At 65.6% G+C, this 14,766-nt stretch carries 16 protein-coding genes; 10 read left to right on the top strand and 6 right to left on the bottom strand.

Features of this window, described 5'->3' with window-relative positions; all coding sequences use genetic code 11:
* Nucleotides 1–101: 101 nt before the first annotated feature.
* Entirely contained in the window at nucleotides 102–818 is a 717-nt protein-coding gene (locus QCE48_RS11865; RefSeq protein ID WP_309787662.1) for a DUF2242 domain-containing protein, read from the bottom strand.
* A gap of 253 nt (nucleotides 819–1,071) precedes the next feature.
* Between QCE48_RS11865 and QCE48_RS11860 the strand changes: the two genes are divergently transcribed.
* Nucleotides 1,072–1,362 carry a co-chaperone GroES gene (locus QCE48_RS11860; protein WP_025527889.1) on the top strand — a complete coding sequence of 97 codons (291 nt, stop codon included), beginning with the start codon at nucleotides 1,072–1,074 and terminating at the stop codon, nucleotides 1,360–1,362.
* A gap of 103 nt (nucleotides 1,363–1,465) precedes the next feature.
* Complete coding sequence (gene groL / locus QCE48_RS11855; protein ID WP_309787663.1) at nucleotides 1,466–3,106, top strand: chaperonin GroEL; 1,641 nt, start codon at nucleotides 1,466–1,468, stop codon at nucleotides 3,104–3,106.
* Nucleotides 3,107–3,223: 117 nt separating this feature from the next.
* Here the strand turns inward: groL and QCE48_RS11850 are convergent, their stop codons facing one another.
* Genes QCE48_RS11850 through QCE48_RS11840 form a run of 3 tightly spaced genes read right to left on the bottom strand, consistent with a single transcriptional unit; the run spans nucleotide 3,224 to nucleotide 5,361 of the window.
* Complete coding sequence (locus tag QCE48_RS11850) at nucleotides 3,224–3,640, bottom strand: hypothetical protein (RefSeq protein ID WP_309787664.1); 417 nt, start codon at nucleotides 3,638–3,640, stop codon at nucleotides 3,224–3,226.
* A 28-nt stretch (nucleotides 3,641–3,668) separates the two neighbouring features.
* Nucleotides 3,669–4,445, bottom strand: coding sequence for a DUF72 domain-containing protein (locus QCE48_RS11845; protein WP_309787665.1), 777 nt, complete (start codon nucleotides 4,443–4,445; stop codon nucleotides 3,669–3,671).
* A gap of 28 nt (nucleotides 4,446–4,473) precedes the next feature.
* Entirely contained in the window at nucleotides 4,474–5,361 is an 888-nt protein-coding gene (locus tag QCE48_RS11840) for a hydroxymethylpyrimidine/phosphomethylpyrimidine kinase (RefSeq protein ID WP_309788341.1), read from the bottom strand.
* Between the two features lie 423 nt (nucleotides 5,362–5,784).
* Between QCE48_RS11840 and QCE48_RS11835 the strand changes: the two genes are divergently transcribed.
* Together QCE48_RS11835 and QCE48_RS11830 are read left to right on the top strand one after the other, a co-directional pair.
* Nucleotides 5,785–5,955 carry a rubredoxin gene (locus QCE48_RS11835; protein ID WP_025527884.1) on the top strand — a complete coding sequence of 57 codons (171 nt, stop codon included), beginning with the start codon at nucleotides 5,785–5,787 and terminating at the stop codon, nucleotides 5,953–5,955.
* Nucleotides 5,956–6,293: 338 nt separating this feature from the next.
* The gene (locus tag QCE48_RS11830) at nucleotides 6,294–7,667 is read left to right on the top strand and encodes a hypothetical protein (RefSeq protein ID WP_309787666.1); all 1,374 of its coding nucleotides are present in this window, start codon (nucleotides 6,294–6,296) and stop codon (nucleotides 7,665–7,667) included.
* Here the strand turns inward: QCE48_RS11830 and QCE48_RS11825 are convergent.
* Nucleotides 7,657–9,132 (bottom strand): deoxyribodipyrimidine photo-lyase, encoded by a 1,476-nt coding sequence (locus QCE48_RS11825; RefSeq protein ID WP_309787667.1) that lies wholly within the window; start codon nucleotides 9,130–9,132, stop codon nucleotides 7,657–7,659. The two genes, QCE48_RS11830 and QCE48_RS11825, sit on opposite strands and share 11 nt — an antisense overlap.
* Nucleotides 9,133–9,162: 30 nt before the next feature.
* Between QCE48_RS11825 and QCE48_RS11820 the strand changes: the two genes are divergently transcribed.
* The 6 genes from QCE48_RS11820 to QCE48_RS11795 are packed head-to-tail and all read left to right on the top strand — an operon-like array spanning nucleotide 9,163 to nucleotide 13,898.
* Nucleotides 9,163–9,741: a YqgE/AlgH family protein gene (locus tag QCE48_RS11820; protein ID WP_309787668.1), complete on the top strand. Its 579-nt coding sequence runs from the start codon at nucleotides 9,163–9,165 to the stop codon at nucleotides 9,739–9,741.
* Between the two features lie 10 nt (nucleotides 9,742–9,751).
* Nucleotides 9,752–10,198: a Holliday junction resolvase RuvX gene (gene ruvX / locus QCE48_RS11815; RefSeq protein WP_309787669.1), complete on the top strand. Its 447-nt coding sequence runs from the start codon at nucleotides 9,752–9,754 to the stop codon at nucleotides 10,196–10,198.
* Entirely contained in the window at nucleotides 10,185–10,706 is a 522-nt protein-coding gene (pyrR, locus tag QCE48_RS11810) for a bifunctional pyr operon transcriptional regulator/uracil phosphoribosyltransferase PyrR (protein WP_309787670.1), read from the top strand. The genes ruvX and pyrR overlap by 14 nt, the downstream gene beginning before the upstream one ends.
* Before the next feature lie 48 nt (nucleotides 10,707–10,754).
* Nucleotides 10,755–11,798, top strand: a complete 1,044-nt coding sequence (locus QCE48_RS11805) for an aspartate carbamoyltransferase catalytic subunit (protein ID WP_087631498.1) — start codon at nucleotides 10,755–10,757, stop codon at nucleotides 11,796–11,798.
* 10 nt (nucleotides 11,799–11,808) lie between these two features.
* The gene (locus QCE48_RS11800) at nucleotides 11,809–13,086 is read left to right on the top strand and encodes a dihydroorotase (protein WP_309787671.1); all 1,278 of its coding nucleotides are present in this window, start codon (nucleotides 11,809–11,811) and stop codon (nucleotides 13,084–13,086) included.
* Between the two features lie 2 nt (nucleotides 13,087–13,088).
* Nucleotides 13,089–13,898: a lysophospholipid acyltransferase family protein gene (locus QCE48_RS11795; RefSeq protein WP_309787672.1), complete on the top strand. Its 810-nt coding sequence runs from the start codon at nucleotides 13,089–13,091 to the stop codon at nucleotides 13,896–13,898.
* A 3-nt stretch (nucleotides 13,899–13,901) separates the two neighbouring features.
* On the opposite strand, the gene QCE48_RS11790 is transcribed toward QCE48_RS11795, so the two are convergent.
* On the bottom strand, nucleotides 13,902–14,744 hold the full coding sequence (locus QCE48_RS11790; RefSeq protein WP_309787673.1) for a symmetrical bis(5'-nucleosyl)-tetraphosphatase: 843 nt from the start codon (nucleotides 14,742–14,744) through the stop codon (nucleotides 13,902–13,904).
* Nucleotides 14,745–14,766 lie beyond the last annotated feature (22 nt).

Below are 14,766 nucleotides of genomic sequence, written 5' to 3'. Positions count from 1 at the left end.
CGGGCGCATTGCTGCTCGCGCGACGCGTCCGTTGTGCTTGCGGAGTCATGTGCGGTCACGCTGCGAGAGACTTCAGAACGGTTCGGGCGGTGGCGCCGCGCTCACTGCGTCGGCGACGACGTCTGCGCCGGGGCGGATGCAGCGACCGCATCGGACGCCTGGATCGCGGTTGCGGCGGCCGCGGGCGCCTGCACGACGATCGGCGTCGGTGTGAGTTCGGGCGAGTTCAAAATCAGCGACGGCGCGAGCGTCTCGCTCCTGATGGTTTCGCCGGCAATCGGCGAACTGCGCGGCACCGTGTAGAGATAGTGGTTCATCAGCGTGAAAAAGCGGTCGTAGAACTTGCCCGCCGGGACCGTTTCGCTGGAGATCTTGACCATCGCGTCGCTGTTCGAGCGGATCGGCAGCGACAGCGAGCCGAGCACGCTCAAGCCCACACTCGCGGACGTGTCGCTTTTCTTGAGCGCGTAGCCGTCCTGCACGGCGTTCACGTAGGCGATGCTGGTGTTGGTCGTGTTTTCGCCGGGCGTGCAGACGACATGGAACGACACGACGACGTGCGTCTCCGGTGTCGGCTGGAAGTTCTTGTTGGCGTCGACGGTGTCGGGCTGGACCATCGTGGTCAGGAAGCCCTGGGAGAGCAGTGCGCGGCGGGCGGCTTCGCAGGTTTCCTTCGTCGGCGCTTCAAAGTTGCGCGCGTACGGGCTCGGGCCGGTGCTGAACATTTCCTGCTGGTAGCTGGGCGTGGGCGTGGTCTTGCCGCCGCAGGCGGCGAGGGCGATCAGCGGGAGGCCGAAGAAGAGGAATCGGATGCGCATTGGAAAGGAAGGCGAGTGACGTCGGCGGGGTAGATTGTAGTGCCGGTGCAGAGGCGCACGTAAAAGCGAAGCGCGCTTTACGTCGACGCGCATTTCGTCTCTCGACCATTCCCTTCTTGAAATTGCCACGACCCGTCCATATAATTGGCACTCACCGCACGAGAGTGCTAACAAGTTTGCCGTCCGGTGGCGCCAAGCCCGCTGGTACGGGTTTTCCCGCGTTTCTTCAGTCTCAATCAAGAGAGGAGTGTGTATGAACCTTCGTCCTTTGCACGATCGCGTCATCGTCAAACGTCTGGATCAGGAAACCAAGACTGCCTCGGGCCTCATCATCCCCGACGCGGCAGCCGAAAAGCCGGATCAAGGCGAAATCCTGGCCGTCGGCCCGGGCAAGCGCGATGACAAGGGTACGCAGAACGCCCTCGACGTCAAAGTGGGCGACCGCGTGCTGTTCGGTAAGTACGCCGGCCAGACCGTCAAGGTCGACGGGCAAGAACTGCTCGTGATGCGCGAAGAAGACATCATGGCCGTTCTGGTCAAGTAAGCATCTTTCTAGTCAGTCGGCCCGGCGCGCTCAAACGCGATCGACTCGCTCTCGCCCGAAGCGCCCCGGCCGATAAAACCGAAACGAATCAAGGAGTTTGAATATGGCAGCTAAAGAAGTCGTATTTGGCGATTCCGCTCGCGCCAAGATGGTCGAAGGCGTGAACATCCTCGCGAACGCAGTCAAGGTCACGCTCGGTCCGAAGGGCCGCAACGTCGTGCTCGAACGCAGCTTCGGCGGCCCGACGGTCACGAAGGACGGTGTGTCGGTCGCGAAGGAAATCGAACTGAAGGACAAGCTCCAGAACATGGGCGCGCAAATGGTCAAGGAAGTGGCTTCCAAGACCAGCGACAACGCCGGCGACGGCACGACCACGGCGACGGTTCTGGCCCAGTCGATCGTTCGCGAAGGCATGAAGTACGTCGCATCGGGCATGAACCCGATGGACCTGAAGCGCGGCATCGACAAGGCCGTCACGGCCGCCATCGAAGAACTGCGCAAGATCAGCAAGCCGTGCACGACCAACAAGGAAATCGCGCAAGTCGGCGCGATCTCGGCGAACAGCGATTCGTCGATCGGCGACCGCATCGCCGAAGCCATGGACAAGGTCGGCAAGGAAGGCGTGATCACGGTTGAAGACGGCAAGTCGTTGCAAGACGAGCTGGACGTCGTGGAAGGCATGCAGTTCGACCGCGGCTACCTGTCGCCGTACTTCATCAACAACCCGGACAAGCAAGTCGCCGTCCTCGAAAACCCGTTCGTGCTGCTGCACGACAAGAAGGTGTCGAACATCCGTGACCTGCTGCCGGTACTGGAACAAGTCGCGAAGGCTGGCCGTCCGCTGCTCATCATCGCTGAAGACGTCGAAGGCGAAGCGCTCGCAACGCTCGTCGTCAACAACATCCGCGGCATCCTGAAGACGGTTGCCGTCAAGGCTCCGGGCTTCGGCGACCGTCGCAAGGCCATGCTCGAAGACATCGCCATCCTGACGGGTGGTCAAGTGATCGCCGAAGAAACCGGCCTCACGCTCGAAAAGGCAACGCTGGCTGAACTGGGTCAGGCGAAGCGCATCGAAGTGGGCAAGGAAAACACGACGATCATCGACGGCGCAGGCGAAGCCGCTTCGATCGAAGCGCGCGTGAAGCAAGTGCGCACGCAGATCGAAGAAGCCACGTCGGACTACGACCGTGAGAAGCTGCAAGAGCGCGTGGCGAAGCTGGCCGGCGGCGTGGCAGTGATCAAGGTCGGCGCTGCGACCGAAGTCGAGATGAAGGAAAAGAAGGCACGTGTTGAAGACGCACTGCACGCAACGCGCGCAGCGGTGGAAGAAGGCATCGTGGCAGGCGGCGGCGTTGCGCTGATCCGCGCTCGCAAGGCAATCGAAGGCCTGAAGGGCTTGAACGCCGACCAGGACGCAGGCATCAAGATCGTGCTGCGCGCGATGGAAGAGCCGCTGCGTCAGATCGTCACGAACGGCGGTGAAGAAGCCAGCGTCGTGGTGGCAGCGGTTGCAGCCGGCGAGGGCAACTACGGCTACAACGCGGCAACGGGCGAGTATGTCGATCTGGTCGACGCAGGTGTGGTCGATCCGACGAAGGTGACGCGCACGGCGCTGCAAAACGCGGCATCGGTGGCGGGTCTCCTGCTGACGACCGACTGCGCTGTTGCCGAGCTGCCGAAGGAAGATGCTCCGATGGGTGGCGGCATGCCCGGCGGCATGGGCGGCATGGGCATGGACATGTAAGAACGGCTCGCGCCGCTCTGCATTCCGGACGCGGGTTTCCAAGGGAATCCGCGTCCGTGCCAAAGTGAAAAACCCGCAAGGTCGAAAGACCTTGCGGGTTTTTTGTGCATGTCAGGATTATTTCGACTGCGCCCGCATTTGCTCGGCGACCGCCTTGTAGTCGTAGGTCGGATAAAACTCGGTCGTGTAGCCGCCCCACGCGGTGTTCTCGATCGCGCGGTTCACCTCGCGCAGACGGTCGGCCGGCACGCGCAGCGTGACCACCTGACCGATGCCCATCATCACGTACCACGAGACCACCTGCACGCCGGGCGGGGGAAACGCCTTGAAGTAGCCTTGCTCCTTCAACTGTTCGTTGATCTTCGGCAAGGGTTTCGACTGGTCGTGTTTCAGGAAGATCGTGAGCAGGAAGGTGCCATCGCCGGCTGGCGTGGCGTTCGGCGGCGGTGTCGCATCCGTTTGCGCCGACACCGCCGCAGGCAGCGCGGCGCACAGCATCGCGGCAAGGCTCATCGCTCCAATCCACCTGCGCATCGGTTTCTCCTCGCATAAGAATCGAACGTCACTTGTGATGCGGCTTGAGACGCGCGAGCAGATGCAGCGCGTTCGGCTGGGCGGCGCCCTGGGCCGTGTTGTCGAACACGCACCACACCTGCGCGCCTTTTTTCGCGCGCTGTTGCAGCGTGTGGGCGAGGTCGTCGAGGTAGGTGTAGTCGTAGGACGATTTGTATAGATCCGGCGACCCGTGCAGCCGCACATACACGAGCGACGCGTCCGCGCGATGCCTGATCTCGCATTCATCGGGAATCGGGTCGGCGTCGACATAGGCGATGTGTTTCGACTTCAGCAGTGCGGCCGCCTCGGTCGTGAACCACGTCGGATGGCGCGCCTCGCACGCGACAGGCAACTGCGTGCGCTCGCGCAGCGCGCTGAAAAACGTTTCGGCGACGTTCGCATCGAACGCGAGGCTGGGCGGCAGTTGCACGAGCCAGCAGCCGAGCTTGTCGCCGAGTTTGCCGGTAGTGTCGAGAAATTCGTCGAGCAGCGCCTCGCAGCCGACGAGCCGCGCATCGTGCGTGATCGCCTTGGCGAGCTTCACGGAAAACCGAAACGACGTCGGCACGCTCTGTGCCCAGTTTTCGTAAGTCTGGGCGCGATGCGGCTTGTAGAAGCTGGAATTGATCTCGACGCAAGTGAGCACGTGCGCGTAGCGTTCCAGATGCGTGCCCTCGGCGGGGAAGTGCGAGCCGACGGCGCTCGTCAGGCCCCAGCCGGCGCAGCCGACGCGGATCGCGCCGTGATGGATTGCCTTGTGAAGGTGGGGCAGTCGATACGGCATGCGCTCTCAACGCCTCGTCGTAGTAGGGTTAGTGACGCGCTGCACCCGGCGCGGCTGGCGGCGGCTCGTCCGCGACGGCATCGGGCGGCGTCGCGCCGTCGGTGTCGTCCATGTCGTTCGAGCGCGCCCAGAAAAAGCGGTCCGGCAAATACGCGCCCATGCCCGGACGGAACGCGGCGCGCGTCGCCTGGAACAGATACTCCTGCGCCTCGCGCGCGGCTTCGGCCGGTTCCTGGCCGTTGGCGAGCAGCGCGGCGATGGCCGAACCGAGCGTATCCGTCAGACCCATCATGCGATTCGGGCTGCGGTCCCACGTGTCCTGCCGCACCTGGCCTTCCTCGCTGTAGAGCGTGTTGACGTGCCGATGCGTGCCCGTCTCCGTCGCGAGAATATATTCGCAGCCCTGCGCGAGCAAATGCGAGATCGCGGCGTCGAGGCTCGGCGCTTCGGCGTCGCCGTCCGGCTGGGCGAGCTGCAACAACGTGGCGTGATCGGCGACTAGCATGGTCGTCTGCGGCACGAGCAGGTCGGCGAGCGATTCGCGCAGTTCGTCGGCGGAAAGGACGTGTTCATCGTCGAGCGTGAAGTCGGGAGCGAGGATCAGCGGGATGTCGTCGTAGTCGGCGACCACCTCGGCGATCGCGCTCACCACTTCTGCCCGTGTCGCCGCGCCGATCTTGAACGCGGCAATCGGCATGTCCTCCAGCAACATGCGCGCCTGGGTCGCGACCGTGTCCGGATCGAGGCCGGTGACTTCGTCGGTCGTGGCCGAATCGCGCACCGTGTAGCCCGTGAGCACGGACACGCCGTGACAGCCCATGCTCGCGAGCGTCAGCAGGTCGGCTTGCAGACCGAAGCCGCCGGTCGGGTCGGAGAGGCCGAACGTGAGAACGATCGGAGGCGTGTCGCTGGGCATGACGAAAGCGGGCATGGAAGATCGAAAAGGCGTAAAAAAGCGGCTGGAAGCAACGCGGGGCAACGTGGGACAAAGCGCCGCGCCGGCTGGCGAACGAGCCTTTGACCACGTGCCCGGACGCCAGACCAAAACGGTGTAATTGCTTCGATTATGCGGCCTAATCGCACTGGAGGGGCGCGAGCGGGCATTCTTTGCGTACATTTTGCGGAAGATTGGCGCGGGCGCCCGCTCGATCGTCGCGGCTTCCGATGACCGCGCGGCGGGACCGGTCCGCGGTATGATTTCGCGCTGTCGCCACGGCAGGGGGAAGCGGTCTCGAAGACCGCGAAACGCCCGGCTGGAAAGCCTGTTGCTAGGCATCGGGGCGGCAACACGGTACCATCATGTCCTTAATTTCAACCGACCATTCGACTCGGCATAAGCATGGAATACAGAAGCTGGATGTGCCTGATCTGCGGCTGGATCTACGACGAAGAAGCGGGCCTGCCCGAAGAAGGCATTGCGCCCGGCACGCGCTGGGAGGACGTTCCGATCAACTGGACCTGCCCCGAGTGCGGAGCCCGTAAGGAAGACTTCGAGATGGTCCAGATCTGAGCCGGCATCGCGCGCCGGCACCGATGCCGCGCCGCATGACGTCACCGTCATGCGGCGCGCGTCTTTTGGGCGTGGGTTTTGTCGGGCCTTTTTGTTGCGATGAAGGAAACGCCGCCCGCCACGCGACACAAACGATCGAACCCCATTCGCGTGATTTAGGCTTACGCTTGAGTGTCGGCCCGACGTCGGAACGATGGGCCGAAGGGCTGGTGGCCCGTTCGATGTCCGGCTTGAGCCCGGGTTGGGGCCGCCCCGGCTGGCCTGTTCGATCCGGTTCAGCCATGATGCAGTTCAACCGCGTGCGGCCGAGGGCCGCGAAACGGCACGTGAGCGCTTCCATGACCATTCGACCCGACCTGCCCGATTTGTCCGTTGCGTTCGAAGCTTTGCCCAATCCGCGCGGCGGGTCGGTGCGCAGCGCCGAAATGGCGCTCGCCGACGCGCTGCATGCCTTCCAGCGTCAGGGCGACTCGGCCGCGGCGCTCAAGCGCGCGATCAACGCGCTGCACGCCGCGGGCTGGCTCCCGGGGCAGCGTTTCACGGAGACGCTGGCGCTCGTCGCGCCGCTCGGCGACGACAGCGACGCCAACCGCACGCGCATCGCCGATACGCTGCGCGTGTTCGGCGCCGCGGTCGAGCGGCGCAACTTGCGCGAGCTCGCGTGTTCGACCGTTCTCTTCGACCACTACCGCGCCCTGCACGCGCTCCTCGCGGCACACACGCGCGTCACCCCAGTCTCCTTCGACGATCTCGCGCTCGCCGGCCGCGCGATCCCGCCCGCAACGCTGCGCCCGATCGCGCCCGAGCGCCTTGCGCGGGTGCGGGCGCATTACGAAGAGGCGCTGCTCGCGCTGCTGCGCACGCCCTCCGACAACGGCGACGATGCGTTCGCCCGGCTCGACGCCTGTCTCTCCGATCTCGCGAGCCCCGATCCCTACGATTTCTGGCGCCTGGCGGTGGCGACCGTGCGCGCGCTGCGCGAGCGCGCGCACATCACGCCGACCGACGCGCCCGCCGCCGACGCCCGCCGACTCTACACGCGCTTCAATCTGGTGCTGGCGGATCAGGCGCATGCTTCGTCGTATGCGCCGAAGTCGCTGGTGCGCGCGACGCTCGCGCTGCTCTGGCGCGACTTCGCGCTTTTCGGCGCGCGTCCCGAGGACGCCGCTCACGTCGACGTCCTGCGCGACTACGGCCTGACGGTGGCGTGGCATATCGCCGCGACGCAGGCTTCTGAAACGGTCTGGGAGCAGGGCGCGGCCGAGGCGGCCGAAGCCGCGACTCGCGATGCCGTCACGCGCGACCTCGGCGTGCTGCGCGTGAACGCGGCCGCCTACGAAGACTTTTTGCAGAGCGCGGAAGTGTCGATCGACGGACTGGTCGAACGGGGCGGCGCGGCGCGCGAAACGGGCAGCGTCGATACGGATGCGGCGCTCCATGCGGCCGACGCCGCGTATCGGCTGGGCGCGGCGGCGTGTTCGCTCGGGCTCGGGCACGTCGCGCTGCTCGCGGATACGCTCGGGCTCGCGTGGCGGCGTATCGCGTATGAATTCCAGACCCACACGCTCGATGCCGCGATCCCCGAGCGCGCCGCCGAAACGCTGCGCTCGATGCTGCATCAGGCGGCGGCGGGCATCGCGCCGGCCGAGGGGCGCGGCTCGGTGCTGTCGCTGATCGCGATGATCGAGCGGCAGACGCCGGTCACACGCTAGGTTCGTTGCGCGCGCCCTTGACGACGTCGTAGCGCGCGAGCGTCGTCTTGCGCGCGGTGTCGTGATCGACGATGGGCAGCGGGTAATCCGCGCCGAGCGCGATCTTCGCGGCCTTGAGCGCGTCGGGTTTCGCGCGCCACGGCGCGTGAATGTCCTTGTCGGAGAGGGCTGCCACTTCCGGCACATAGTGGCGGATGAACTTGCCTTGCGGATCGAACTTCTCCGACTGCGTCACAGGATTGAAGATGCGGAAGTACGGCTGCGCGTCGCAGCCGCTCGACGCGGCCCACTGCCAGCCGCCATTGTTCGACGACAGTTCGAAATCGTTGAGCAGCGCCTCGAAATACGCCTCGCCGCGCCGCCAGTCGATGCCGAGATCCTTCGTCAGAAAACTCGCGACCACCATCCGCAGACGGTTGTGCATGTAGCCCGATTGGTTGATCTGGCGCATCGCGGCATCGACGAGCGGATAGCCCGTGCGGCCTTCGCACCACGCGGCGAAATCGGCGTCGGCGGCGTCGCCGGTTTCCCACTGAATGCGATCGTATTCCGGCTTGAACGCGCGATGGTCGCCCGGCACGCCGACCTGCGGGAAATGGTGCAGCACGGAAAAATAGAAGTCCCGCCAGATCAATTCCGACAGCCACGTTTCGGCGCCGCGATTGCCGTGGCGCTGCGCGTCGTGCGCGCTGCGGGCGAGCGCGCGGATCGAGATCGTGCCATGCCGCAGATGCACGCCGAGATAGCTCGGCCCTTTCACCGCCGGGAAGTCGCGCGTGCGGTGATAGTCGGGCATGCGGTCGCGGAAGTCGTCGAAAAGACTCAGCGCGCCGCTCGTGCCCGTCGGCAGCGCCGGCGCATGCGTCGCGCTGAAGCCCAGCGCATCGAGTGAAGGGATCGCGTGCTTCACATTCGAAGGCGGTTTCGCCAGCGCCGAAAGCGCGTCCTCCGACGCATAGGGCTTGAGCGCGTCCGGCGTGAGCGTCGCGAGCCAGTTGCGCTTGTACGGCGTGAACACCGTGTATGGCTTGCCGGCGCCCGTCAGGACGTCGTCGTGATCGAAGATCGTCTGGTCCTTGAACGTGAAGAACGCGATGCCCGCGCCCGCCAGCTTTTCCGCGACCGCATCGTCGCGCGCCTTCGCCGACGGCTCGTAGTCGCGGTTGGCGAAGACTGCCTGCACGCCGCATTCGCGCGCGAGCGACGCAATCTCGTTAAGCGGCGCGCCATGACGCACGATCAGGGCGCCGCCGGCGTCGCGCAAGGCGTGATCTAGTTCGACGGCGCTCGCGTGGATGAACGGCACGCGGCGATCGTTTTTCGGCAACGGCGCGAGGATTTCGCGGTCGAAAACGAAGGCGCACAGCACCCGGCGGCACCGCGTGAGCGCGTGATAGAGTGCAGCATGGTCTGCCACGCGCAGGTCACGCCGAAACCACACCAGCCCCAGATCAAAGTCGGCCATCACGTAGCGCCTTTGGTAAAATTCCGAATTATGTCCAAGACTTCCGATCGCATCAATTTGACGAATCAGTTCCTGATCGCCATGCCCAGCATGGCCGATCCGACGTTCTCGGGAACGGTCGTCTACCTTTGCGATCACAGCGAACGCGGTGCGCTCGGCCTTGTGATCAACCGGCCGACCGACATCGACCTGCAGTCGCTCTTCAATCGCATCGACCTCAAGCTCGAAATCGAGCCGCTCGTGCATCTGCCCGTCTACTTCGGCGGGCCGGTGCAGACCGAACGCGGCTTCGTCCTGCACGAAGCGGGCGAGGGCGAGCCGTACACCTCGTCGATGAGCGTGCCCGGCGGCCTCGCGATGACCACCTCGAAGGACGTGCTCGAAGCCGTCGCGAGCGGCAAGGGCCCCGACCGGTTTCTCCTCACGCTCGGCCACGCCGGCTGGGGCGCGGGCCAGCTCGAAGAGGAAATCTCGAAGAACGGCTGGCTCACTGTGGAAGCCGATTCGCGCATCATCTTCGACGTGCCCGCGGAAGATCGCCTCGAAGCGGCGCTCTCGCTGCTCGGCGTGTCGCGCTCGATGCTTTCCGGCGAAGCAGGCCACGCCTGATGGGTCGCGCATGAACCGGGCCGCGACTCTCCTCGCCTTCGATTACGGCGAGAAGCGGATCGGCGTGGCGGTGGGCAATACCTTGACGCGGCAGGCCCGCGCGCTCGTCGTCCTCGAAAACCGCAATCGCGAATATCGTTTCGAATCGGTCGGCAAACTGATCGACGAATGGAAGCCGGATGCGGTCGTGGTCGGCCTGCCGCTGCATCCGGACGGCACGGCTCACGACATGACGCAGCAGGCGAAGCGCTTCGGCAATCAGGTGAACGGGCGCTTCGACGTGCCGGTCAGCTGGGTTGACGAACGCTATTCTTCTGTCGATGCCAAAGCGCAACTGAAGGCGGGCGGCGTGCGCCCCAATGCCCGCGGCCGCTTCGACGACATCGATGCCGAAGCCGCCCGCGTCATTCTCCAACAATTTCTAGACGGACTGTCCGACGATCATGAGTTCCATTGACGCCGAAGCGCTCTATCGCGCGTTGCTCGACCAGATTCGCGCGGCTCACGGCGAGTCGCTGAAAGCAGCCGATGGCGCGGTGCTCTGCGGCATCTACAGCGGCGGCGCGTGGCTTGCCGGGCGGCTCGCAAAGGACCTCGGCGCGAAGGAATTCGGCGTCGTCAACGTGTCGCTGCATCGCGACGACTACGCCAAGAAGGGCCTGCACAGCCAGGCGAGCCCGACCGCGCTGCCGTTCGAAGTCGACAACCGCCGGATCGTGCTGATCGACGATGTACTTTCCACCGGGCGCACCGCGCGCGCGGCCGTCAACGAGCTGTACGACTACGGCCGTCCGGCTTCGGTCGATCTCGCCGTGCTCGCCGATCGCGGCGGTCGCGAACTGCCGATCGCGGCTCGCTTCGTCGGCGGCGTGGTGGACGTGCGGGCCGACGTGGACCTCGTGCTCGCCAAACGCGACGACGGCACTTTCGCCTTTACGACCGAAGTGCGCGCGAGCCACGCATAGCGCGCAGCAACACCCTCGACTCAATCGAAATAACCCGTCAGGACTGACATGAACACCGCCACTCAGGGTTCTGCCGAAAGCAGCACGCCGGACAACGCGTCCGCGCGCGCCTCCGACACGTTCAGGTACGGCTTTCTCAAAGGCAATCCCCAGCTCACGAAGAACGGCGAGCTGAAACACCTGCTGACCATCGAAGGGCTGCCGCGCTCGATCGTCACGCATATCCTCGATACCGCCGAGCAGTTCGTGAGCGTCACCGACCGCGAAGTGAAGAAGGTGCCGCTTCTGCGCGGCAAGTCGGTGTTCAACCTCTTCTTCGAAAACTCGACGCGCACGCGCACCACCTTCGAGATCGCCGCCAAGCGGCTGTCGGCGGACGTGCTGAACCTGAACATCAACGCGTCGTCGACGAGCAAGGGCGAATCGCTGCTCGACACCATCAACAATCTCTCCGCGATGCACGCCGACATGTTCGTCGTGCGCCATGCGTCGAGCGGCGCGCCGTATCTGATCGCCGAGCATTGCGCGCCGCACGTTCACGTGATCAACGCCGGCGACGGACGTCACGCGCACCCGACGCAGGGTCTGCTCGACATGTACACGATCCGCCATTACAAGCGCGACTTCACGAAGCTGCGCGTGGCGATCGTCGGCGACATTCTGCATTCGCGCGTCGCGCGCTCGGACATCCACGCGCTCACCACGCTCGGCGTGCCCGAAGTGCGCGCGATCGGGCCGCGCACGCTGCTGCCCGGCAATCTCGAACAGATGGGCGTGCACGTCTATCACAATCTCGACGAGGGCCTGAAGGGCGTCGACGTCATCATCATGCTGCGCCTGCAGAACGAGCGCATGAGCGGCGCGCTGCTGCCGTCCGCGCAGGAATATTTCAAGAGCTGGGGCCTCACGCCCGAGCGACTCGCGCTCGCCGCGCCCGATGCCATCGTGATGCATCCGGGGCCGATGAACCGCGGTGTCGAAATCGATTCGCAAGTGGCCGACGGACCGCAGTCGGTGATCCTGAATCAGGTGACGTTCGGCATCGCGGTGCGCATGGCGGTGATGGGCATTGTGGCCGGAAATAGCGACTAAAGAACACGACATGAAGATCCAGATTCAGGGCGGCACGCTCATCGATCCCGCAGCCGGCACCGAGCGGCAAGCGGACGTTTTCATCGCGGCGGGCCGGATCGTCGGGATCGGCGAGGCGCCCGCCGACTTCAGCGCCGCGAAGACCATCGACGCGAAGGGACTCGCGATCGCGCCGGGTTTCGTCGACCTCTCGGCGCGGCTGCGCGAGCCGGGCTTCGAGCACAAGGCGACGCTCGAATCCGAAATGGCCGCGGCCATCGCGGGCGGCGTGACGAGCCTTGTGTGCCCGCCCGACACCGATCCGGTCCTCGACGAGCCCGGTCTCGTCGAGATGCTCAAGTTTCGCGCGCAGAAGCTGCATCAGGCCCATGTGTATCCGCTCGGCGCGCTGACCGTCGGCCTGAAAGGGCAGGCGATTACGGAAATGGTCGAGCTGACGGAGGCCGGCTGCATCGGCTTCTCGCAGGCCGACAATCCCATCGTCGATACGCGCACGCTCCTGCGCGCGCTGCAATACGCGACCACTTACGGCTATACCGTGTGGCTGCGTCCGCAGGACGCGTACATGGCAAGCGGCGGCGTCGCGGCGAGCGGGGCGGTGGCGTCGCGGCTCGGGCTCTCGGGGGTGCCGGTGTCGGCGGAAACCATCGCGCTGCACACCATTTTCGAGCTGATGCGTGTCACGGGCGCGCGCGTGCATCTGTCGCATCTGTCGTCGGCGGCGGGCGTCGAACTCGTGCGCGGTGCGAAGGCCGAAGGGCTCGCGGTGTCGTGCGACGTCACGATCAACCACGTTCACCTGACCGACATCGACATCGGCTATTTCGATTCGCAATATCGCCTCGATCCGCCGCTGCGTTCGCAGCGCGATCGCGAAGCGATCCGCGCGGGTCTCACCGACGGCACGATCGACGCGATCTGCTCCGACCACACGCCGCTCGACGACGACGAAAAACTGCTGCCGTTCGCCGAAGCCACGCCGGGTTCGACGGGCCTGGAACTGCTGCTTTCGCTGACGGTGAAGTGGGCGCGCGAGGCGAACCTGCCTTTGGCGAAGGCGCTCGCGCGCATTTCGTCCGCACCCGCCGACGTGCTCAAGCTGCCGGCCGGACGCATCGCGATGGGCGCCGTCGCTGATCTATGCGTCTTCGACCCGTCGGCGGATTGGCTCGTCGATCCGCGCAAGCTCAAGAGCCAGGGACGCAACTCGCCGTTCCTCGGCTACGAACTGCCGGCCCGCGTGCGCGCGACGATCGTCGCGGGCCATATCGCCTTCGAGACGCGCTGAGGATGCGTCTCGCCGGCGCGAAGCTGCGTCTCGCCGTTCACTTGCTGCGCGGCGTGTGGATCGTCGCGACGCGCTTTCCGCGCGCTTCGGCCGACGCACGCCGCGAGATGAACCGCGCGTGGTCGCTGAAGATGCTGCGGCTCGCGGGCATGCGGCTCGTCGTCCATAACGACGAAGCGCGGCTCGATGCCGGCGTGCTGGTGGTCGGCAATCACATCTCGTGGATCGACATCTACGTGATCAACGCGTGGCGGCCGACGCCGTTCGTCTCGAAGGCGGAGATCCGCAACTGGCCGGTGGTCGGCTGGCTCGCGCAGCAGCTCGGCACGGTGTTCATCCAGCGCGAGAAGCGCAGCGACGCGAAGCGCATCATGCACGAGCTCGCGAATCGTCTAACGGCGGGCGAGATGATGTGCGTGTTCCCGGAGGGCACCACGTCGAGCGGCGAGAAGCTGCTGCCGTTTCACGCGAACCTGTTTCAGGCGGCGGTGTCGGCGTCGTGTCCGGTGCAGCCGGTCTGCCTGATGTACGAAGACGCGAGCGGCCGGCAATCGACGGCGCCCGCGTATATCGACGACATGACGCTCGGCGATTCGCTCGACCTGCTGCTGCGCGGCGCGCCGCTGACCGCGCATCTGTACGTGTGCGACGCGCTCGCGCCGGGTGCGAACCGGCGTCTTCTGGCAAGCGAGGCGCAGGCGGCGATCGAAGTGGCGTTGCATCGGATGCGCGGCGAGGCGCCGGTGCAGGCGGTCGCGCCGGCTTCGGTCGATCTCGACGATGGCACGCTGCCGTCGCAGCGGACGGCGTGAGCTTCAAGGTTTCATCGCGCAACTGACCTGCGTCACGACGCGCTCGGCGGGGTTCGCCGCAAGCCGCACCGCCGACAGCTTGTTACCCCACACGCATCCCGAATCGAGGCAGAGCACGTCGTCGCGCACCATCAGGCCGAGCGCGGCCCAGTGGCCGAACACGATCGTCACATCCTGCGTGCGGCGGCCCGGAACGTCGAACCACGGCATGTAACCGGGCGGCGCGGCGTCGGGGCCGCCGTTGTTCGCGAACTCCATCGCGCCTTCGGCGGTGCAAAAGCGGATGCGCGACAGCGCGTTGTACGTCACGCGCAGGCGGTCCGCGCCGGTGAGCGAATCGTCCCAGCGATGCGGCTCGTTACCGTACAGCGACGCGAGCGTCTCCTGCCACTTCGGCCCGCGCAGCGCCTGTTCGAGCTCGTGTGCGAGTTCGAGCGTCATCGTCACGTCCCACTGCGGCAGCACGCCCGCGTGAACCATCAGCACACCGTGCTCGAAGTGCGCGAGCGGCTTGTGCCGCACCCAGTCGATGAGATCGGCGGCGTCTTTCGCGGCCAGGATTTCGTCGAGCGTGTCGCCTTTTTTGGGCTTACGCAGGCCGGCCGCGACCGCGAGCAGGTTCAGGTCGTGGTTGCCGAGGACGACCGTCGCGCGATTGCCGAGCGCGATCACGTCGCGCAGGGTCTGCAGCGATTCGGGGCCGCGGTTGATCAGGTCGCCGGCGAACCAGAGCGGGGTGTCGTCGGTGGGCGCGAGCTTGCGAAGAAGACGTTTGAACGGCTGGCGGCAGCCTTGGAGGTCGCCGAAAACAAGGGGAGAGCGGGCGGTCGGGAGAGCGTCGGTCATAGAGTGAACGTGTGCTGGATTT

It is taken from the genome of Caballeronia sp. LZ024 (genome assembly GCF_031451455.1).
Lineage (GTDB): Bacteria > Pseudomonadota > Gammaproteobacteria > Burkholderiales > Burkholderiaceae > Caballeronia > Caballeronia telluris.
Note: the sequence above shows the minus strand (reverse complement) of the source record. Positions and strands in the feature narration are given on the sequence as shown.

Excerpts from the sequence above, each read along its gene's own strand:
- QCE48_RS11865 (WP_309787662.1), bottom strand. The coding sequence starts at position 818 with ATGCGCATCCGATTCCTCTTCTTCGGCCTCCCGCTGATCGCCCTCGCC.
- QCE48_RS11860 (WP_025527889.1), top strand. The coding sequence starts at position 1,072 with ATGAACCTTCGTCCTTTGCACGATCGCGTCATCGTCAAACGTCTGGAT.
- groL (WP_309787663.1), top strand. The coding sequence starts at position 1,466 with ATGGCAGCTAAAGAAGTCGTATTTGGCGATTCCGCTCGCGCCAAGATG.
- QCE48_RS11850 (WP_309787664.1), bottom strand. The coding sequence starts at position 3,640 with ATGCGCAGGTGGATTGGAGCGATGAGCCTTGCCGCGATGCTGTGCGCC.
- QCE48_RS11845 (WP_309787665.1), bottom strand. The coding sequence starts at position 4,445 with ATGCCGTATCGACTGCCCCACCTTCACAAGGCAATCCATCACGGCGCG.
- QCE48_RS11840 (WP_309788341.1), bottom strand. The coding sequence starts at position 5,361 with ATGCCCAGCGACACGCCTCCGATCGTTCTCACGTTCGGCCTCTCCGAC.
- QCE48_RS11835 (WP_025527884.1), top strand. The coding sequence starts at position 5,785 with ATGGAATACAGAAGCTGGATGTGCCTGATCTGCGGCTGGATCTACGAC.
- QCE48_RS11830 (WP_309787666.1), top strand. The coding sequence starts at position 6,294 with ATGACCATTCGACCCGACCTGCCCGATTTGTCCGTTGCGTTCGAAGCT.
- QCE48_RS11825 (WP_309787667.1), bottom strand. The coding sequence starts at position 9,132 with ATGGCCGACTTTGATCTGGGGCTGGTGTGGTTTCGGCGTGACCTGCGC.
- QCE48_RS11820 (WP_309787668.1), top strand. The coding sequence starts at position 9,163 with ATGTCCAAGACTTCCGATCGCATCAATTTGACGAATCAGTTCCTGATC.
- ruvX (WP_309787669.1), top strand. The coding sequence starts at position 9,752 with ATGAACCGGGCCGCGACTCTCCTCGCCTTCGATTACGGCGAGAAGCGG.
- pyrR (WP_309787670.1), top strand. The coding sequence starts at position 10,185 with ATGAGTTCCATTGACGCCGAAGCGCTCTATCGCGCGTTGCTCGACCAG.
- QCE48_RS11805 (WP_087631498.1), top strand. The coding sequence starts at position 10,755 with ATGAACACCGCCACTCAGGGTTCTGCCGAAAGCAGCACGCCGGACAAC.
- QCE48_RS11800 (WP_309787671.1), top strand. The coding sequence starts at position 11,809 with ATGAAGATCCAGATTCAGGGCGGCACGCTCATCGATCCCGCAGCCGGC.
- QCE48_RS11795 (WP_309787672.1), top strand. The coding sequence starts at position 13,089 with ATGCGTCTCGCCGGCGCGAAGCTGCGTCTCGCCGTTCACTTGCTGCGC.
- QCE48_RS11790 (WP_309787673.1), bottom strand. The coding sequence starts at position 14,744 with ATGACCGACGCTCTCCCGACCGCCCGCTCTCCCCTTGTTTTCGGCGAC.